18 protein-coding genes are annotated in these 19,452 nt (G+C 65.9%); 16 read left to right on the top strand and 2 right to left on the bottom strand.

What is annotated here, in order from left to right:
• The first annotated feature begins 147 nt into the window (after nucleotides 1-147).
• The 6 genes from rpiA (at nucleotide 148) to ACFSX5_RS14865 (ending at nucleotide 7,076) form a co-directional block, all read left to right on the top strand.
• Complete coding sequence (gene rpiA / locus ACFSX5_RS14840) at nucleotides 148-861, top strand: ribose-5-phosphate isomerase RpiA (protein ID WP_386834475.1); 714 nt, start codon at nucleotides 148-150, stop codon at nucleotides 859-861.
• A 2-nt stretch (nucleotides 862-863) separates the two neighbouring features.
• Nucleotides 864-1,376, top strand: a complete 513-nt coding sequence (locus ACFSX5_RS14845; RefSeq protein WP_386835654.1) for a DUF2059 domain-containing protein — start codon at nucleotides 864-866, stop codon at nucleotides 1,374-1,376.
• 110 nt (nucleotides 1,377-1,486) lie between these two features.
• The gene (gene gor / locus ACFSX5_RS14850; protein WP_386835655.1) at nucleotides 1,487-2,869 is read left to right on the top strand and encodes a glutathione-disulfide reductase; all 1,383 of its coding nucleotides are present in this window, start codon (nucleotides 1,487-1,489) and stop codon (nucleotides 2,867-2,869) included.
• A gap of 53 nt (nucleotides 2,870-2,922) precedes the next feature.
• Nucleotides 2,923-3,147: a hypothetical protein gene (locus ACFSX5_RS14855; RefSeq protein WP_386834476.1), complete on the top strand. Its 225-nt coding sequence runs from the start codon at nucleotides 2,923-2,925 to the stop codon at nucleotides 3,145-3,147.
• 542 nt (nucleotides 3,148-3,689) lie between these two features.
• Nucleotides 3,690-5,066, top strand: coding sequence for a class II 3-deoxy-7-phosphoheptulonate synthase (locus tag ACFSX5_RS14860; protein WP_386834478.1), 1,377 nt, complete (start codon nucleotides 3,690-3,692; stop codon nucleotides 5,064-5,066).
• A 93-nt stretch (nucleotides 5,067-5,159) separates the two neighbouring features.
• Nucleotides 5,160-7,076, top strand: a complete 1,917-nt coding sequence (locus ACFSX5_RS14865; RefSeq protein WP_386834480.1) for a PAS domain-containing protein — start codon at nucleotides 5,160-5,162, stop codon at nucleotides 7,074-7,076.
• Between the two features lie 9 nt (nucleotides 7,077-7,085).
• Here the strand turns inward: ACFSX5_RS14865 and ACFSX5_RS14870 are convergent, their stop codons facing one another.
• A complete protein-coding gene (locus ACFSX5_RS14870) occupies nucleotides 7,086-7,610 on the bottom strand; it encodes a response regulator (RefSeq protein ID WP_386834481.1) in 525 nt (174 codons plus the stop codon).
• A gap of 111 nt (nucleotides 7,611-7,721) precedes the next feature.
• Between ACFSX5_RS14870 and ACFSX5_RS14875 the strand changes: the two genes are divergently transcribed.
• The 3 genes from ACFSX5_RS14875 to gltX all read left to right on the top strand — a co-directional run bounded on the left by ACFSX5_RS14875 (nucleotide 7,722) and on the right by gltX (nucleotide 11,798).
• Nucleotides 7,722-8,693, top strand: a complete 972-nt coding sequence (locus ACFSX5_RS14875) for a hypothetical protein (protein WP_386834483.1) — start codon at nucleotides 7,722-7,724, stop codon at nucleotides 8,691-8,693.
• 112 nt (nucleotides 8,694-8,805) lie between these two features.
• Nucleotides 8,806-10,473 carry an NAD+ synthase gene (locus ACFSX5_RS14880; protein ID WP_386834485.1) on the top strand — a complete coding sequence of 556 codons (1,668 nt, stop codon included), beginning with the start codon at nucleotides 8,806-8,808 and terminating at the stop codon, nucleotides 10,471-10,473.
• Nucleotides 10,470-11,798, top strand: coding sequence for a glutamate--tRNA ligase (gene gltX / locus ACFSX5_RS14885; RefSeq protein ID WP_386834487.1), 1,329 nt, complete (start codon nucleotides 10,470-10,472; stop codon nucleotides 11,796-11,798). The genes ACFSX5_RS14880 and gltX overlap by 4 nt, the downstream gene beginning before the upstream one ends.
• On the opposite strand, the gene ACFSX5_RS14890 is transcribed toward gltX, so the two are convergent.
• Nucleotides 11,743-12,885: a DUF2865 domain-containing protein gene (locus tag ACFSX5_RS14890; RefSeq protein ID WP_386834488.1), complete on the bottom strand. Its 1,143-nt coding sequence runs from the start codon at nucleotides 12,883-12,885 to the stop codon at nucleotides 11,743-11,745. The two genes, gltX and ACFSX5_RS14890, sit on opposite strands and share 56 nt — an antisense overlap.
• Nucleotides 12,886-13,010: 125 nt before the next feature.
• Between ACFSX5_RS14890 and ACFSX5_RS14895 the strand changes: the two genes are divergently transcribed.
• From ACFSX5_RS14895 to cimA, 7 genes are all read left to right on the top strand, one after another.
• Nucleotides 13,011-14,015 (top strand): fumarylacetoacetate hydrolase family protein, encoded by a 1,005-nt coding sequence (locus tag ACFSX5_RS14895; protein ID WP_386834489.1) that lies wholly within the window; start codon nucleotides 13,011-13,013, stop codon nucleotides 14,013-14,015.
• A 145-nt stretch (nucleotides 14,016-14,160) separates the two neighbouring features.
• Nucleotides 14,161-14,613 (top strand): c-type cytochrome, encoded by a 453-nt coding sequence (locus ACFSX5_RS14900; RefSeq protein ID WP_386834490.1) that lies wholly within the window; start codon nucleotides 14,161-14,163, stop codon nucleotides 14,611-14,613.
• A 298-nt stretch (nucleotides 14,614-14,911) separates the two neighbouring features.
• The gene (gene cysS, locus ACFSX5_RS14905; RefSeq protein ID WP_386834491.1) at nucleotides 14,912-16,330 is read left to right on the top strand and encodes a cysteine--tRNA ligase; all 1,419 of its coding nucleotides are present in this window, start codon (nucleotides 14,912-14,914) and stop codon (nucleotides 16,328-16,330) included.
• A 67-nt stretch (nucleotides 16,331-16,397) separates the two neighbouring features.
• Nucleotides 16,398-16,781: a VOC family protein gene (locus ACFSX5_RS14910; protein ID WP_386834493.1), complete on the top strand. Its 384-nt coding sequence runs from the start codon at nucleotides 16,398-16,400 to the stop codon at nucleotides 16,779-16,781.
• Nucleotides 16,768-17,244 carry a GFA family protein gene (locus tag ACFSX5_RS14915; RefSeq protein ID WP_386834495.1) on the top strand — a complete coding sequence of 159 codons (477 nt, stop codon included), beginning with the start codon at nucleotides 16,768-16,770 and terminating at the stop codon, nucleotides 17,242-17,244. Before ACFSX5_RS14910 ends, ACFSX5_RS14915 begins: the two co-directional genes overlap by 14 nt.
• Complete coding sequence (locus ACFSX5_RS14920; protein WP_386834497.1) at nucleotides 17,241-17,717, top strand: GFA family protein; 477 nt, start codon at nucleotides 17,241-17,243, stop codon at nucleotides 17,715-17,717. Before ACFSX5_RS14915 ends, ACFSX5_RS14920 begins: the two co-directional genes overlap by 4 nt.
• A gap of 13 nt (nucleotides 17,718-17,730) precedes the next feature.
• Nucleotides 17,731-19,347: a citramalate synthase gene (cimA, locus tag ACFSX5_RS14925; protein WP_386834499.1), complete on the top strand. Its 1,617-nt coding sequence runs from the start codon at nucleotides 17,731-17,733 to the stop codon at nucleotides 19,345-19,347.
• Nucleotides 19,348-19,452: the final 105 nt, after the last annotated feature.

Below are 19,452 nucleotides of genomic sequence, written 5' to 3' on the forward strand. Positions count from 1 at the left end.
GTCGCCACAGTTGCCGCAGGATGAACACACAGTGTTGCTAGACGGTTACAGTCCATCCTGTTCACCAATCCGTGAACACCCCCTGGCGGCGCGCTTGACTTGGCACCGATGGTGGCACTACGCCCCACCCATACGGAGGGGCGCAGCATGAGCGAGGAAATGAAGCGTGAGGCCGCCGCGATGGCGCTGAGCGACGTCCGCTCCGGCATGCGTCTCGGCCTCGGCACCGGCTCCACTGCCCGCCACTTCGTGGACCTGCTCGGCGAGCGCGTCCGTGACGGCCTCGATGTCCTCTGCGTCCCCACCTCCGAGGCCACCGACCGGCAGGCGCGTGACCTCGGCATCCCCCTTTCCGATCTCGACACCCTCGACCGCCTCGACCTCACCGTCGACGGCGCCGACGAGATCGACGCCCGCATGAACCTCATCAAGGGCGGCGGTGGCGCACTGCTGCGCGAAAAGATCGTCGCCGCCGCTTCCGACCGGATGATCGTCATCGCCGACGCGAGCAAGCTCGTCGATACGCTCGGCCGCTTTCCGCTGCCGGTGGAGGTCAACCGCTTCGGTCTCGGCGCCACCGAGCGCGCCGTGCAGGTCGTGCTCTCCGTTCACGGCGCCGAGGGCCAGCTCAAGCTGCGTCGCACTGCAGCCGGCGAACCCTTCGTCACCGACGGTGGACACCTCATTCTCGATGCTTTTTTTGGCCGCATTTCGCAGCCAGAAGCGCTTTCGACCGCACTTCTCGACATCCCCGGCGTAGTCCAGCACGGGCTGTTTCTGAATATGTGCAACAAGGCTTATGTGGCGGGACCAGATGGCGTAAGAACGCTGGTAGCCAACGAAACAAGGACGGGTTCGTGACGATGATGCAGGTGCTGGGGCGGGCAAAGGCCCTGATGGCAGTGATGGCGAGCGCCGCGGTGCTGGCGTTCTCGGCGCCGGTGATGGCGCAGGAAGTCTCCCCGGAGCAGCTCGCTCTGGCTCGCCAGTATGTCGACCTCACCGACAACGCCTCGGTCTTCGAGGTCACTATGGTCGAGACCGGCATCGAGACCATGCGCCAGCTCGTCACCCAGAACCCCGAGATCATGGATGCAGTCGACGGCGCCGTGGCCAAGGTCCTCGAGGACTACCGCGCCCGGAAGGACGAACTGATGAACCAGTTCGCCCGCGTCTATGCGCTGCGCTTCACCGTCGAGGAACTGCAGCAGATCGTCGCCTTCTACGAATCCGAGGTCGGCAAGAAGCTCTCCGCCTCCAACCTCGAGGTGAATTCGGACCTGCAGCGCGTGCTTCAGGTCTTCACCGAAAACGTCAAGCGCGAGTTCTTCGCCCAGGTCCGCGCCGAACTGCGCGCCCAGGGAGTCGAGGTCTAGGCGGCAGCCGGATCGGCAGACGACGCAGACCGGCCCCGCCTTGTGCGGGGCCTTTGTTTATGCCAAGCCCATACCGACATATCATCGTGAAACACCGATAGAGCAGGGGCATCATGAGCCACGACTACGACCTCATCGTCATCGGCGCCGGCTCCGGTGGCGTGCGCGCCGCCCGCATGGCCGCCACCTACGGCGCGCGCGTGGCTGTGGTCGAGGAGTTCCGCGTCGGCGGCACCTGCGTCATCCGCGGCTGCGTGCCCAAAAAGCTCTATGTCTACGCCGCCCGCTATCGCGACCTCTTCGATCTCGCCCCCAGCTTCGGCTGGCAGGTGGATTCGAGCTTCGACTGGCCGACCCTGGTCGCCAACAAGGAGAAGGAGATCACCCGGCTCGAAGCGGCCTATACCGCCAATCTCGAAAAGCCCGGCGTCGAGATCGTCAAGGATCGCGCCGTTGTCACAGGCCCCAACAGCATCGAGCTGGTCCAGGGCGGCCGCGCGCTGACCGCGAAATACCTGCTGGTTGCCACCGGCGCCCACCCCTACATCCCCGACATTCCGGGCAAGGAATTCGGCATCACCTCCAACGAGGCCTTCGACCTGCCGAAGCTGCCGCATTCGATTCTGATCGAGGGCGGCGGTTATGTCGCGGTCGAGTTCGCCACCGTCTTCGCCGGGCTCGGGGTCGACACCACCATAGTCTATCGCGGCGAATGTCTCCTCCGCGGATTCGATCTCGACATGCGCCGCGGCCTCGAAGCCGGGCTGATCGACCGCGGCATCCGCATCATCTACCAGACCAGCATCCGCTCGCTCGCCCGCCACGGCGATGATGTCGCCGCCACCTTCAGCGATGGCGTCACCGCCCCTTATGGCGCCGTGATGTTCGCCACCGGCCGCCGCGCCAATGTCCGCGGCCTCGGCCTCGACAAGGCCGGCGTCCACCTCAACGATCGCGGCGAGATCGCCGTCGACGCCTATTCTCGCACCAACGTGCCCTCGATCTACGCCGTCGGCGACGTCACCGGCCGCGCCCAGTTGACCCCGGTCGCGATCCGCGAAGGCTGGTACTTCGCCGAGACCGTGTTCAACGACAATCCGCTCGCCGTCGACCACTCGCAGATCCCGACCGCTGTGTTCTCCGAGCCGGAAATCGGCGTCTTGGGCCTCACCGAAGCCGAAGCCGCCACCCATGGCGACATCGACGTCTACGTCGCCCGCTTCCGGCCGATGATGACCACGCTGTCGACCCGTACCGAGCGGATGATCCTCAAGCTCATCACCGAAAAGGATGGCGGCCGCGTCCTCGGCTGCCACATCCTCGGGCCCGGCGCCGCCGAGATGATCCAGTTGGTCGCCATTGCCTACGGCATGGGCGCCACCAAGGCCGACTTCGACCGCACCATTGCCCTCCACCCCACCGCCGCCGAAGAACTGGTGACATTCAAGGCCCCTACCTACACCTACCGGAATGGCGACAAGGTCGGCGGCTGAACTCGGGAGCGACATCGGCTTCCTCGCGTTTAGCCTTCGCAAGGAGGTTTGCAATGAGCATGTCCCAGGGCGAGTACAGCGGCATTTGGCTCTACCCCGGCAGCGGCCGGGGCGAGCCGTTCAGTCACCACGAGGCCGATTACGATCACGCCGAGCCCGGCGGCACGACGCCCATGCGCCACCTGGTCCTCAATCAGCACGGCGAGCGAGTGGGCGTCTGGGTACCCGCCTCCTGGACCGACGATCAGGCTCGCGAAGCGCTCGAGACCAACTGGTAAACCGGGCGCCGGACGTCCTGATGTAGTCCCCGTCACGGCCTGCCGCCCGAATAGCTGGTGAGATTGGGATGTCGGAGTAGCGGTTCAACTCCGACGTCCAAGCGAGCCGCACCGCCGACACCCCCACCCTTGGTCCCTCCCCACAAGGGGAGGGAGACGATGAACACGCTCTCTGTCCCTTCCATCCCGATCTCTCCTCCTCCCTCACCCTTGAGGGGAGCGTGAGGGTGGGGGTGTCGTGCCCAAGGCGACCTCAATGTCCTGTTCCGCCCTCGCTAGAGGAAGTTGGGGTGTCGGGTTCACGGCAAGCTCCGGCATCGCGCCCCCACCCAACCTCCCCCGCCAGCGGGGGAGGGGCCGCATCAAGCTTGCCCCGCCCCCTCCACGCCCCGATCGGTCCCTCCCCCTTCAGCGGGAGGCTAGGTGGGGCTGGCAAACACCGCACCACCAACCGACGGTAGATATCCCCGACGGGGATTGTGCTTGTTCCAACCCCATCCCCTTTGCTATTCCGGCCGGGCATACGGAAGGACGCTCCCACCATGACCACGTGGACCCCCAGCAGCTGGCGCAGCAAGCCGATTTCGCAGGTGCCGGCCTATCCCGATCCGGTCGCGCTGGCCGAGGCGGAGCGGGTTCTGTCCACCTTCCCGCCCCTGGTGTTCGCCGGCGAAGCGCGTGACCTGAAGACCCGTCTCGCCGCCGTTGCGCGTGGTGACGCCTTTCTGCTGCAGGGCGGCGATTGCGCCGAAAGCTTTGCCGAGCACGGCGCCGATCACATCCGCGACTTCTTCCGCGTCTTCCTGCAGATGGCCGTGGTTCTCACCCATGGCGCGTCCAAGCCTGTGGTCAAGGTCGGCCGTGTGGCCGGCCAGTTCGCCAAGCCGCGCTCGGCCGATACCGAGACCATCGATGGGGTGGAACTGCCGAGCTATCGCGGCGACATCATCAATGCCATCGAGTTCAGCGAGGCTGCGCGCCAGCCCGATCCGGATCGGATGCTCCAGGCCTATCGCCAGTCGGCCGCGACCCTGAACCTGCTGCGTGCCTTCGCGGTGGGTGGCTATGCCGAGCTGACCCGCATCCATGAATGGACCATGGGCTTCATGAAGGGGTCCAACTGGAACGTTCGCTTCGAGGAAGTGGCGCGCAAGATCGACGACGCCATCACCTTCATGTCGGCCCTCGGCATCAACCCCGAAAACACCCCGGCACTTAAGCAGACCAGCTTCTTCACCAGCCACGAAGCCCTGCTGCTCGGCTACGAGGAAGCGCTAACCCGGCGCGACTCGATCACCAACGACTGGTACGCCACCTCCGGGCACATGCTGTGGATCGGTGACCGCACCCGCCAACCAGATGGCGCGCATGTCGAGTACTTTGCCGGCATCAACAATCCCATCGGCATCAAGTGCGGTCCCACGCTGAGCAACGACGATCTGCTCCGTCTGCTGGACCGGCTCAATCCCACCGACGAGGCCGGCCGCATCACCCTGATCAGCCGCTTCGGCTCCGACAAGATTCACGATCACCTGCCGCGGCTGATCGAGACCGTGCAGCGGGCGGGCCGCACTGTCGTGTGGTGCTCCGATCCGATGCACGGCAACACCATCAAGGCATCTACCGGGTTCAAGACCCGCCCCTTCGAGCGCGTCCTTTCTGAGGTGAAGTCCTTCTTCGACATCCACCGCGAGATGGGCACCTATGCCGGCGGCGTGCATATCGAGATGACCGGCGACGACGTGACCGAATGCGTCGGGGGGCTCTCTGCCGTGACCGAGGCAACGCTGTCGGACCGCTACAACACCTATTGCGATCCGCGCCTCAATGCCTCGCAGGCACTGGAACTGGCCTTCCTCGTGGCCGAGCAGGTGCACGCGCAGCGGCCATACCAGCGCGTGGCGGCAGCCGGAGAATAGTTGCTCCTTGATGGAACCAAGGGGGCGTTCGGCCGTTTGATGCGGCGGTTAGGGCGCACTCCGCCCAAGGCGTGCTCCTGAGAAAAGGCCTAGATGCCCACCTCCTTGTTTCCTTCTGCCACTCCCGAGCAGCGGCTACGGCTCGAAGCCGACCCAACAGTCAAGCTCCTCAACGATTATGATTGGCCCGGCAACCCGCTGGGCCCGATCCGCGACTGGCCGGAGAGCCTCAAGGGCGCGGTGCGCCTGATGATGGTCGCGTCCACGCCCATGGCGATGATGGTCGGCGCGCAGGGCGTTCTTGTCTACAACCATGCCTATGCCGTGTTTGCCGGTAACCGCCACCCCGCGATCTTCGGCAAGCCGGCAGCGGAAGCATGGCCCGAGATTGCCGATTTCAACCGCCACAAGATCGAGCTGGGCCTTGCCGGAGAGTCCCTGTTGCTGCGCAATCAGGAACTCGTCCTCGATCGGCACGGTCAGCTCGAGTCCGGCTGGATGGACCTCCACTATAGCCCCGTCCTCGATGAATCCGGCACCTCGCTCGGCACCCTGTGCATCGTCCACGAGATCACCGACCGCATTCTGACCGAGCAGGCGCTGGCCCGCAGCGAAGAGCGTCTTTCGCTGGCCCTGTCCGGTTCCGATCTGGTCGGCACCTGGGACTGGGACGTCCTCAACGATCTGGTGGCTGCGGACGACCGTACCGCCCGCATCTACAATGTCGACCCGCTACGCGCCGGCCTTGGCGTGCCGGTCGAGCAGTTCCTCAATGCCATTCACCCCGAAGATCTCGGTCGGGTGCAGGCGGAAATCCAGACTGTCCTGCAGAACGGCGGAGACTTCCGGTCCGAGTACCGGGTCACCGGCGCCGACGGCGTCCTGCGCTGGATCGTTGCCTCCGGCCGGCCCCGTCTCGGGCCCAGCGGGCAGGCCGAGCGCTTCCCCGGGCTCCTGGTTGACGTCACCGAGCAACGCCGCGCCGCCGAAGCCCTTGCCGAAAGCGAATTGCGCTTCCGCACCCTCACCAACGCCATGCCGCAGATGGTGTGGTCTACGCGCGCCGACGGCTATCACGACTATTACAACGCCCGCTGGTACGAGTTCACCGGTGCCTCGGAAGGCTCCACCGAGGGCGAGGGCTGGAGCAACATGTTCCATCCCGACGATCAGGAGCGCGCCTGGACAGCCTGGCGTCATTCCCTCGAGACCGGCGAGCCCTATCAGATTGAGTACCGGCTCCGGCATCACACCGGCATCTATCGCTGGACGCTCGGCCTCGCCATGCCGATCCGCGATCCGGACGGCCGCATCGTGCGTTGGTTCGGCACCTGCACCGATATTCACGACTCCAAGCTCATTGCCGAGGAGCGGGAACTGGTGGCCCAGGAACTGAGCCACCGGATCAAGAACATCTTCGCCGTGCTCGTCGGCATCATCAGCCTGTCGGCCCGCGGCCGCCCGGATGTGAAGCCGTTCGCCGACGAGTTGCGCGAGCGCATCTTTGCCCTGGGCGAGGCCCACGATTTCATCCGGCCGCGTCCGACCACGGACGGTCCGACACCCGAAGCGACCATGCGCGGGTTGATCGTCCGCTTGCTGCGCCCCTACGGCCACGACAACGGCTTGCCATTCGAGTTCCTGGGTGACGACCTGCCGATCGATGACGGCGTGGCGACGCCGCTGGCGCTGCTGTTCCACGAACTCGGCACCAACGCCGCCAAATACGGCCCTCTCGGAACAGCCAGCGAGGGCAGGGTGGTGGTGAGCGGTCACGTCGGCACCGAGCGCTATCACCTGTCGTGGAAAGAGATCGGCAGCCGTGCGGTTCAGGAGCCGCCGGAAACCGAAGGCTTCGGCACCCGCTTGGTCACGCTCAGTGTGGAAGGGCAGTTGCGCGGGCGGATCGAGCGCATCTGGGAGCCCGATGGTCTGCGGGTGGAAATCGACCTGCCGCTCGACATGCTGCGCCGGTCCGCTCGGCTGCGCAGCAGGCCGGGGGAGGCATAGGCGGAGGCGTTAGGCCAGCGAGCCCTCAAACCCGCCGAACAGCCGCATGCGCCGCGGCGGCTCGTGATGTTCGGTCCGATGGTGACGGGAGACGGCATAGTTCACGGCGGCTTGCAGGTCGGTTTCGGTCACCGGCTTCGGCAACACGCCAAGCGTGCCCGCAACACCTTCACCCAGCTGTGCCGGGTTGGCAGTCATGAACAGCACGGTGACGTTGAAATCCCGCGCCAGGGCCTCGCCGATCACCTTGCCGGTCGGGCCGTCCTGCAGGTTGAGATCGACCAGTGCGATGTCCGTGCGCGGCGCGAGCACCATGGCCGACGCCATGTCGGCGGCAATGCCCACCGGCTCGTGGCCCATTTCCTTGACCACGTGCTCGATCTCGGTCGCCACGAAGATCTCGTCTTCGACCACTAGTATCCGGCAGGCCATACTAAACTCATTCCCATGCCTTCTGGCTGTTCGGCCCCAACTCCTCACGCGAAGGCAGGTTGCCGATGAAAAGGCGTTTCTCGCCCTTGTGACCCGGAACACTGCGCGAGGCGCGTTACCAAATCCCCAATATCAGCCGGACGCAAGCGACTTAGCACAACATTAACCCTAATCAGCAATAACCCTATCACGGGACCATGCCGGAGGGATGCCATGAAGCGCCAAGTCACCTGTGCCTCAGCCCTGCTGGCGCTGCTCGCCGCGAGCCCGGCGCTTGCCGCCGACTACCTCCTGCGTCCGGCCTACCCGCAGGAGTTCGGCTTCACTGACGAAAGCCTGGTCCGGTTCGAGGTCGGCGCCCGCTACTGGTACGCTTGGGGTGGCCAGAACGCCGGGTTCAGCTCCCCGTACGGCCCGGTGGACCTCACGGTTCGCGACCAGACCCATCTGCTCGAACTCCACGGCCGCATCGACGACCTCTACACCGACACCTATCTGAAGGGCTGGGCCGGCTACGGTGTCGGCACCACCGGCACCTACTCCATTTCCCCCGCCAGCAGCGGTTCGATCGGCAATCAGTCGCACATCGGCTACGCCGGCATCGACTATGGCTGGATGCCGTTCGGCCAGATGGACGACGGTGTCGCAGGCGGCGCCTTCGTTGGCTACACCTACTGGAAAGACGCGCCCGACATCGGTACCGGCCAAGTGGCCGCCAGCTTCAACCCGATCACTGGGCTGCCGGCAACCTTCACCGAGGCGCGCGACAACTTCGATATCCACGCCCTGCGTTTGGGCGTTCGCGGCACGGCCGAGTTCGACATGTTTGACATCCAGGCCGAAGTCGCCGCCATTCCCTATGCTCACGTCTCCGGCCAGGTTGGCGGCAGTTCGCCCAGTGGTTTCGTGTTCCCCGCGCTCGGCGGTATTCCCGTGTTCGAAAACGCCCCGACGACCCTCACCGGTCGTGGCTACGGCGTGATGACCGAGGCCATGATCGGCTTTCATCCCACCGAGAACCTGACGATCCGCGCCGGTGGCCGCGCCTGGTATCTTCAGGGTGAACTGGATGCCGTGTTCAATGGAACGGTTGGCGGCACTGCCCAACCGGCGATGACCATCCCCTCCACCTATGCCTCGCTGTTCCGCTACGGCGCCATGCTGGAGCTTACCGGCAAGTTCTAGCGTTCTGCCCGTGGCCTTGCCGCTTGCCCATCACTGGGGGAGGGGGTAAGGCTCGCGCGCCCGGCGCTCCGCCGGTGCCGCCACGCCCCACCACAGCAACGGCAGGACACAAGTGACCGACCGCCTTCGCATTGCGCTCGCCCAGCTCAATCCCAAGGTGGGGGACCTCGTCGGCAATCTGGCATTGGCGAAGCAGGCGCTGGCTGATGCCGTCGCCGCCAAGGCCGATATCCTGATGCTGTCGGAACTGTTCCTGACCGGCTATTTCCCCGACGACCTGCTGTTCAAGCCGCGCTTTCTCAGCGACGCCTTCAATGCCGCCGAACAACTGGTGGCCGCCACCGACCGCACCGATGTGGTGCTCGTCCTGCCCACCATCTGGCAGGACAGCAATGGGCTCCACAACGCCGTCATCGTCGCCGAGAACGGCAAGATCTGCGCGGTTCAGCTCAAGCGCGAACTGCCCAACAACGACGTCTTCTTCGAAAAGCGCTACTTCACCCCCGGTCCTCTGGCCGAGCCGGTGACCATCAAGGGCGTGCCCGTCGGCATCCCCATCTGCGAGGACATCTGGCACCAGTCCGTCTGCGATCACCTGCGCCAGCAGGGCGCCGAGATCCTGCTCTGCCCCAATGGCTCGCCCTATTGGCGCAACAAGCAGCACGTCCGCAAGAACCTGGTCCGCGCCCGCACCAGCGAAGACCTGGTTCCGATGCTCTACCTCAACCAGGTCGGCGGTCAGGACGAGCTGGTCTACGACGGCGCGTCCTTCGGCATGGAGCCGGGCGACAAGCTCGTGTTCCAGGGCAAGTCCTTCGAGACAGACTTCATCGTCTCCGACTGGGAGCGCCGGGAGAACGGCTGGACCTGCGTCGAGGGTACCATCCACGACCTCCCTTCGGTGGAAGAGGCGCCGTGGCGCGCCTGCGTGCTCGGCCTTCGCGACTATGTGCACAAGAACGGCTTCAGCCATGTGGTGCTCGGCCTATCCGGCGGCATCGACAGCGCCGTCGTCGCCGCCATGGCAGTGGACGCCTTCGGGCCCGAAAAGGTCCACTGCATCATGCTGCCCTACCACTACACCTCCGAGGCCAGCCTCCACGACGCCCGGGACTGCGCCGAGCGCCTCGGCGTCCGCTATGATGTCGTGGCCATCGGCGATCCGGTCGATCATGCCCTGACCGAGCTCGCGCCGGTCCTCGGCAATCGCCCGCCGGACCTCACTGAAGAAAACATCCAGTCCCGCATGCGCGGCGTGGTGCTGATGGCCGTCAGCAACAAGCTTGGCGGCATGCTGCTGACCACCGGCAACAAGTCCGAAATGGCGGTGGGCTACGCCACCATCTATGGCGACATGAACGGCGGCTACAATCCGCTCAAGGACATGCTGAAGATGGATGTCTACCGCCTCGCCGCTTGGCGAAACACGCACGTCCCCGGCGATTGCCTCGGCCCTTCCGGCGAAGTCATTCCGCAGAACATCATCGACAAGGCGCCGAGCGCTGAACTGCGTCCGGATCAGACCGACCAGGATTCCCTGCCGCCCTATCCCGTGCTCGACGCCATCATCACCGCGATGGTCGAGCAGGAGCGCTCCATCGACGAGATCGTCGCTCAGGGTTTCGACCGGCCTCTGGTCGAACGTATCGAACGCCTGGTCAATATCGCCGAATACAAGCGCCGCCAGTCTGCACCCGGCCCGAAGATCACCGCCAAGGCGTTCGGCCTCGGCCGCCGCTACCCCATCACCAACGGCTACAGGGATCGCACGATCGGATGACTGTCACCGTCCGCTGGGCGCCGTCCCCAACCGGCCGCATCCATCCCGGCAATGCCCGGCCGGCCCTGCTCAACTGGTACTTCGCCCGCCGCCACGGCGGTCGCTACATCCTCAGGATGGACGACACCGACCAGGCCCGTTCCACCCGCGAGTTCGCCGACGGCATCGAGGAAGATCTTGCCTGGCTCGGCATCGAACCGGACCAATTGGTGCGCCAGTCCGAGCGCACCGCGCTCTATGATGCCGCCCGCGACCGGTTGATCGCCGATGGCCGGCTCTACCCCTGCTACGAGACCGAGGAAGAGCTCGACCGCAAGCGCGCCCGCGCGCGCCTTCTCGGCAAGCCGCCGATCTACGATCGCGCCGCCCTGAACCTGAGCGATGCCGACCGCGCGCGGCTCGAGTCCGAAGGCCGCCGCCCGCACTGGCGCTTCAAGCTCGATGGCCGCCCGGTCCAGTTCGACGACCTCATCAAAGGCCCGCAAACGGTCAACACCAGCTCGATGTCCGACCCGGTGCTGATCCGCGAGGACGGCACTTATCTCTACACACTGCCGTCCGTAGTGGACGACATCGACCTCGGCATCACTCACGTGATCCGCGGCGAGGACCACACCAGCAACACCGGCACGCAGATCGAGATCTTCGAGGCCCTGGGTGGCACGGTGCCGACCTTCGCTCACCACAACCTGCTGCTCGACGGCAATGGCGAGCCCTTCTCGAAGCGCGCCGGCTCGCAGTCGATCGCCGGCTTTCGCGACCTGGGCTACGAGCCCATGGCCGTGGCCATCATGTCCAGCCTCACCGGCACCAGCCTGCCGGTCGAGCCATACGAAACCCTGGACGAGATCGCCCTTAAGCTCGACTTCTCCGCCATCTCACACAGCTCGGCGCGCTTCGACACCGCCGAACTGGACTCGCTCAACGCCCGCATTCTTCACAGCCTGCCCTACGAGGCCGTTCGTGACCGGCTCTCCGCTCTCGGCCTCGAAGGCGAAGCGCTCTGGCTGCTGCTGCGCGAGAACCTCGCGCGGTTCGGGGACATCACCGAGTGGTCGAAGCTCGTTACTGGGCCCGTCACGCCCGTGATCGCCGACGAGGACCGCGACTTCCTATCCCTCGCCAAGGCCCTGCTTCCGCCGGAGCCCTGGGATGACACCACCTGGTCGCACTGGACCGAGGCTCTAAAGAGCTCGACGGGGCGCAAGGGCAGGGCGCTGTTCATGCCTCTGCGCCTCGCGATTACCGGCCGCCACGATGGCCCGGAGCTTAAGTCCCTGCTTCCACTGGTTGGGCGTAAGGCGTGTCTGGACCGACTACCCTGACCACCTTGTTGCCGAACTGCACCAACCGCAGTTCGTTGTCGGTCCGAACCCTCGGGATGGCTCGCGTCACCGGTGTTTCTCCCGGCCCGGCCGGACGTGGGCGTGGCAGCGGCACATCTACGCTGGCGACGGTCTCCAACGGCGCCTGGATCGGCGCCTGCACCGGCTGTTGGCCGCGGGGGTCGCGCATCGGCAGAGGGAAGCGCGCCTCGCCGACTTCCACCACCGCGCGGCTGCCGTCCTCAGCCATGGCGATCTTGCCCTGCACCTGCGGAGCCGCATCGCAGGTCGAGCTCATGTCGACCTCTTCGCGATAGCGAAAGGCATTCGGCAGCGACGTGTAGGGCTGGCCGTAGATGTTCCGCATCTGCTCCGGCTCCTGGCCGGGATTGTCGTAGAAATAGAGCTCCACCTGCGTGTTGGGGCACATCTGCTGGCAGGTCATGGCGTCGTTCTGCACATAGTCCGGTAGCGTCGCGTAGCTGATCGGCCAGAAATAGCCATCGCTGAGCCGCACGCAGACGGTGCGCACGGTGTTGAACCCCTGGGCACCCCAGTAGCCGCTGCCATCGATCATCTGGCCGCCGCTGAAATCGGTCTCCGAAGTGGTGCCGAAGATGCGGTCGAACACGCCCTGGCGCTCGGTGGTAAAGGTCGCGCTGGAGCCGCCCGCGCCGCAACCGAATCGCGCCATCTCCTGCAGGATCGCCTCGCGCTGACCGGCCACGGCGTTCGCCGTTTCCACCTGCTCGGCCACTTGCGAGTAGTCGTCACGCAGCCGCAGCACCTCTTGCGCCACCTGCTGGCAATGCGGCGTCAGCACCCGGCCGGCCCGCGCATCGTCGTTGCATCCGTCGCGGATGTAGCGGCTCTCGGCGGCCTGCACGGCCTGCTGCAACTGCCGTGCTGCCTGCGATCCACCGCCGAATTGCTGGAACTCGGAGTTGCGGTCGAACTGCTGCAGCATGGCCGAAAGGTTGGCGCACTGCGCGGCCTGGGCGTGCGCCATGTCGACGTCCATCACCAGGCACACCGCCGCCACGACGATGAGGAGAAGGGCCCGGACGCCCCGTTTGCAGTCGGTCACCAAATCGTCCTGTTCCAATCCGCCGGTGGTCGGCTTAAGGGATCGCTAGGGCACAAGGCAACATTATACTGCCCACCCCCGGCCCGGTAGCGCGCCGCGGTCACACCGCCGGAGATTGTGCCTACATGAGACTTGCGAGCTTGGACAATGGCCGCCCCGACGGGCAACTCGTGGTGGTATCGGCCGACGGCAGGCGCTGCGTTTCCGCCGGCCGCATTGCCCCGTCCCTGCAAGCCGCGCTCGACGACTGGGATCGTGCCGCTCCGGCCCTCGCCGAACTGGCCTCGCGCCTCGAAAGCTTCGACATCGCCGAACAGATCTTCGATCCAGCTCGGGCCATGGCGCCGCTCCCGCGCGCCTATCAGTGGATCGATGGCTCGGGCTATCTGAGCCACCTCGAGCGCGTCCGCAGCCTCAAGGGCAGCAAGGATGCCGAGCTGCAGTCCACCCGGCCGCTGCTCTACCAGGGCGGTTCCGATTCCTTCCTTGCCCCCACCGCGCCGATCCGCATCCCCGAAGCCGATCTCGCGCTCGATTTCGAAGCCGAGGTGGCCGTGATCACCGGACCGGTGCCGATGCGCGCCAGCCGCGACGAGGCGGCGTCCGCCATCCGTCTCGTCACCATCTGCAACGATGTGTCCCTGCGCCGCCTGGTGGTCGATGACCTTCAGAACGGCTTCGGCTTCTTCCACGCCAAGCCCTCCACGGTCTTCGCGCCGCTCGTGGTCACGCCATCCGCACTGGGCGACAAATGGCGCGACAATCGCCTTCATCTGCCGGTGCGGGTCGAGGTCAACGGCACGCTCTACGGTCAGCCCAACGCCGGCACCGACATGCACTTCGACTTCGCCGACCTGATCGTCGAAGCCACCCGCACGCGACCCTTGGCGGCCGGCACCATCATCGGCGGCGGCACCGTCTCCAACCGCCACGACGAGAGCCTGCCCATCAAGCCGGACGGCATCGGCTTCGGCTGCATCGCCGAGGCGCGCACCGTCGAGAAGCTGAAATTCGGTCGGGCCCGTACGCCCTTCCTCAAGCCCGGCGACGCCATCCGCATCGCCGCCATGGACGATGGCCGCTCCGTCTTCGGCGACATGCAGCAGACTGTGGAACTGTTCAGCCGCTAGAGCGGGTGGTTGCTGCAGGTAAATTTGCCTCCGCAACCTGTTGCAATCATTGATAACATTTCCGTGTCCCGCATAGGAGCTGTCATGCCGGCATGACACTCTCGCCGGCGTCGATCTCCCCCCCAAGACGTTGAGGATGACTCCCATGCCTATCCGCAATGCCAGCGCCGCCGCCCTTGCCGGGCTGCTTACCCTCGGCGCCCTGACTGCCTTTGCCCAGGAAGCCTTCACGCCGCCTGCGACCCCGGAGGAAGCCGTTGAGATGCGCCAGGCGCTGATGCGCGAGGATGGCGGCATCCTTCGCTCCGCCGGCAATCTCACCGGCGTCGATGCCGTCGCCGCCATGCAGACGCTCGAGACCAACTACTCGCACATCCCGGATCTCTTCCCGGAAAACTCCATCGTCGGCGACAGCAAGGCGTTGCCGGCCATCTGGGAGAACTGGGACGCGTTCGTCGCCATCGTCGACAAGGGCCGCGAAGCCGCCGCCCAGGGTCGCGCTGCCGCCGAGGCCGGCGACACCGCCACCTACACCGCCTCCCTCCGCACCATCGGCGGCACCTGCGGCGAGTGCCACCAGCAGTTCCGCACCGAGTAAGCGGCAAAGACACCGCCATCCGGCTCCTTCGCCTCCCTCCCCCATGATGGGGGAGGGACTGAGGGTGGGGTGGAGGCACACACGCCAAAGCCGCGGAGAGCCCTCTCCGCGAAATCTTCTTGACCGCGCGCCCCACTCCCGACCATCATGCCCGCATGAAGACCCGGCGCATCGCTATTACCGGCTGCATTATTACCTGCTAACCACTCGTTGGCGGCGCGGTCTTCTTCATCCCGATCCCTGAAAGCAGAAGAGCCTCCCGCCGGTGCCGCTGTGCCTTGGCCTTGAGGACGCTTTGATGACCACGGGAATTGCCCCGCTCCAGCTCTACAACACGCTCACCCGCCGCAAGCAGGCTTTCGAGCCCATCGATCCGGCCAATGTGCGCATGTATGTCTGCGGGCCCACGGTCTACGACTTCGCCCATATCGGCAACGCCCGCCCGGTGATCGTTTTCGACCTGCTGTTCCGGCTGCTGCGCCACGTCTACGGCGCCGAGCACGTCACCTATGTCCGCAACATCACCGACGTCGATGACAAGATCAACGCCCGCGCCCTGCGCGACTATCCCGATCTGCCGCTGAACGAGGCCATCCGCCGCGTCACCGAAAAGACCGAGACCCAGTTCCGCAACGACGTCCGCGCCCTCGGCACCCTGGAGCCCACCGTCCAGCCCCGCGCCACCGACAACATCGCCGAGATGCAGGCGCTGATCGCCGCGCTGCTGAAGCGCGGCCACGCCTACCAGGCCGGCGGCGAAGTGCTGTTCCGCACCCGCTCCATGCCGGATTACGGCCATCTCTCCGGCCGCAACCTCGAGAACAACCTCGCCGGCGCCCGCATCGCCGTCGACGCCCACAAGGAAGACCCGGCCGATTTCGTCCTCTGGAAGCTCTCCGCCGACCACGAGCCCGGCTGGGACAGCCCTTGGGGCCGCGGCCGCCCCGGCTGGCACATCGAGTGCTCGGCCATGAGCGAGCGCTATCTCGGCACCACCTTCGACATCCATGGCGGCGGCCTCGATCTGATCTTTCCGCACCACGAGAACGAGATCGCCCAGTCCCGCTGCGCCCACGGCACCCCGGTGATGGCGCAGGTCTGGATGCACAACGGCTTCCTCCAGGTCGAGGGGCAGAAGATGTCGAAGTCGCTCGGCAACTTCGTCACCATCCGCGACCTGCTCGAATCCGGCGCCATGGGGGGGCACGCCTGGCCCGGCGAGGTGCTGCGCCTTGCCATGCTGATGACCCACTATCGCGAGCCCATCGACTTCTCGGTCGCTCGCCTCGAGGAAGCCGAAGCCAAGCTCCGCGACTGGCAGCGCGCCGCCCGCGACGCTGACCCGGCGCCGGACACTGCCCCCGACGCCGCCGTCGTCGAAGCCCTGTTTGACGACCTCAACTTCCACCGCGCCAGCGTCGCCATCGACGCCCTGGTCCGCAGCGCCAATCGCGGCGGGCCAGGCGCAAGGGAGAATCTCGCCGCCACCCTCGGCTTCCTCGGCTTCAGCCCCGATTCCCTGCTCACCACAGACGACACCTGGGAGGAGCCGCCCCACATCGCCGCCGCCATCGCCGCCCGCCTCGCCGCCCTCGAATCCCGCAATTTCCCCGAAGCCGACCGCATCCGCGCCGACCTCGCCGAGCAGGGCATCGCCCTGATGGACTACAAGGACGAAGAAGGCCGCCGGCAAACCAAATGGGAGATCAAGCGGTGATCCTCCTGACCGATCCTGACACGGCGGCGGCCTCCATCTGGCACTCCCTCAAACAGGAGTACGCATCATGATCGACCACACCGGCGTCATCGTCACCGACTGGGCCAAGGCCCGCGCCTTCTACGACGCTGTCTTCGCCGCTCTCGGCGGCAGCTTCCTCATGGAAGTGCCCACCGAATATACCGGTGGCTTTCACGTCGGCGGTTATGGCCGTGACCAGCCCGTGTGGTGGCTCAGCGAAGGCCCCGATGCCGGCCCCGGCCGCCACACCGCCTTCGCCGCCCGCACTCGCGCCGAGGTCGACGCCTTCTATGCCGCCGCCATGGCCAATGGCGGCAAGGACAATGGCGGCCCGGGCCTGCGCACCGAATACAGCCCCAACTACTACGCCGCTTTCGTCTATGATCCGGACGGAAACAACATAGAGGCCGTGTGTCATGCCCCCGAGTGAGGCGCATACCGGTGGCTGCCAGTGTGGCGCGGTGCGATTCCGCGTCACACGGCTCGGCCGCCCCTCCATCTGCCACTGCCGCATGTGCCAGAAGGCCTTTGGCGGCTTCTTCGGCCCGCTGGTCACCGCCCACAACGCCACCTGGACCCGCGGTGAACCGAAGTGGTTCCAGAGCTCCAACGCCGCCCGCCGCGCCTTTTGCGGCGAGTGCGGCACCCCGCTCGCCTACGAGACCCGCTTCGGCCTCGAACTCGCCATCGGCGCCTTCGACGACCCCACCGTCGCCGCGCCCGAGATCCAGGTGAACCCCAACGACAAGCTGCCCTTCTTCGACGGGCTCACCACCCTGCCTCTGCGCGAGGTGGAAAGTGACGAGTGGCGCGATTTCCTCGCCGGCATCCACTCCAACCAGCATCCCGACCACGACACCGAGGATTGGCCACCCAGGGAGCCCAAGTCATGACCGAAACCTGGAGCGGCGGCTGCCAGTGCGGCGCCATTCGCTATCGCCTAAGCGAACAGCCGAGCCACGCCCACATCTGCCACTGCCGCATGTGCCAGAAGGCCTTCGGCGCCTTCTACGCCCCGCTGGTCGGCGTCCCGCTCAGCGCGTTCGAACTCACCCGCGGGACGCTGGGCACCTTCCGCTCCTCCGACAAGACCGAGCGCGGCTTCTGTCCGCAATGCGGCACGCCCCTGAGCTTCCGCTATCTCGACAGCGACTGGATCAGCGTGTCCATCGGCTCGCTCGACCATCCGGAAGAGTTTCCCCCGCTCGACCAGCACGGTACCGAAAGCCGCATCTCCTGGGTCAACGATCTCGGCCACCTGCCGGATCGCGGCCCCACCGAAGGCGAGAATCCCGAAGCGGCCGCCTTCATCCGCGCCACCAACCATCAGCATCCGGATCACGACACCGACCGCTGGCCCGCATAGTCCCGAGTAGCCCATGACCCGCGAACGCCTCTACATCTTCGACACCACTCTGCGCGACGGCGCCCAGACCGCCGGCATCGAGTTCTCGCTCGAGGACAAGATCGCCATTACCGCGCTGCTCGAAGAGTTGGGCGTCGACTACGTCGAAGGCGGCTATCCTGGCGCCAACCCAGTCGACACCGAGTTCTTCCGTGAGCCGCGCACCCGCCGCGCCACCTTCACCGCCTTCGGCATGACCAAGCGGGCAGGGCGCTCCGCCGGCAACGATCCGGGCGTGCAGGCGCTGCTCCAGTCGGCGGCGCCGGCCACCTGTTTCGTCGCCAAGACCTGGGACCGTCAGGTCGAACTCGCGCTCGGCATCACCCCCGAGGAGAACCTTGAGACCATCCGCGAGACCGTCGCCGCCGCCGTCGACGCCGACAAGGAAGCGATGGTCGATTGCGAGCACTTCTTTGATGGCTTCAAGAGCAATCCCGACTACGCGCTGTCTTGCGTCCGCACCGCCACCGAGGCTGGCGCCCGCTGGGTGGTGCTCTGCGACACCAATGGCGGCACCATGCCGGCGGAGATCTCCGAGATCGTCGGCAAGGTCCTGGCAGTCGCTCCCGGCTCCCGCCTCGGCATCCACGCCCATGACGATACCGGCCAGGCCGTCGCCAACACCCTTGCGGCCGTCGATGCCGGTGTGCGCCAGATCCAGGGGGCCCTCAATGGCCTCGGTGAACGCTGCGGCAACGCCAATTTGATCACCATCATCCCCACGCTGGTGCTGAAGCCCTGGTTCGCCGATCGTTTCGAGACCGGCATCGACAAGGCGCGCCTGGAGCGCCTGACCCGAATCTCGCGCGCCTTCGACGATCGCCTCAACCGCGCTCCCAGCCGCCAGGCGCCCTATGTCGGCGCCTCCGCCTTCGCCACCAAGGCCGGCATCCATGCCTCGGCCCTGCTCAAGGATTTCTCGTCCTACGAGCACGTCCCGCCCGAAAGCGTCGGCAACGAGCGCAACATCATGGTGAGCCAGCAGGCCGGCAAGTCCAACCTGCTGACCGCACTCGCCCGCCACGGCATTCACCTCGCCAAGGATGATCGCCGCCTCGAACGCCTGCTGGCGACGGTCAAGGAGCGCGAGGCCCGCGGCTACTCCTACGACGGTGCCGACGCTTCCTTCTGCGTCCTCGCCCATGAGGTGCTCGGCACCCTGCCGACCTGGTTCACCGTCGAGAACTACCGGGCCAGCGTCGAGCGCCGTCACAATGCCCTTGGCGAAGAGGTCACCGTCACCGAAGCGGTGGTCAAGATCCGGGTGGATGGCGAATTGCTGATGTCGGTTGCCGAAGGCAATGGTCCGGTGAACGCTCTGGACCTCGCCATGCGCAAGGACCTCGGCAAGTATTCCTCGCGCATTGAGGATCTCGAGCTGGTCGACTTCAAGGTGCGTATCCTCGACGGCGGCACGGGCGCGGTCACCCGTGTACTGGTCGAAAGCCGTGACGGAAGCGGCGAGCGTTGGTTCACCATCGGCGTCTCGCCCAACATCATTGATGCGTCTTTTGAAGCTCTGTATGAGTCGATTGCATACAAGCTGTTGAAAACTGAAGCGGCACAGCGGACAACAGAACGCGTAGCCTGATCTTGCGGCCGCCGCGCGGCCGACTATTTTCGTCCGGGAGGGACAACTGGCCGATACCGCTCCAAAACAGCCTCTCGCCCTGACCATCGGGGCAGCGGCGGCAAC

This window comes from Devosia albogilva (assembly GCF_042685625.1).
Lineage (GTDB): Bacteria > Pseudomonadota > Alphaproteobacteria > Rhizobiales > Devosiaceae > Devosia > Devosia albogilva.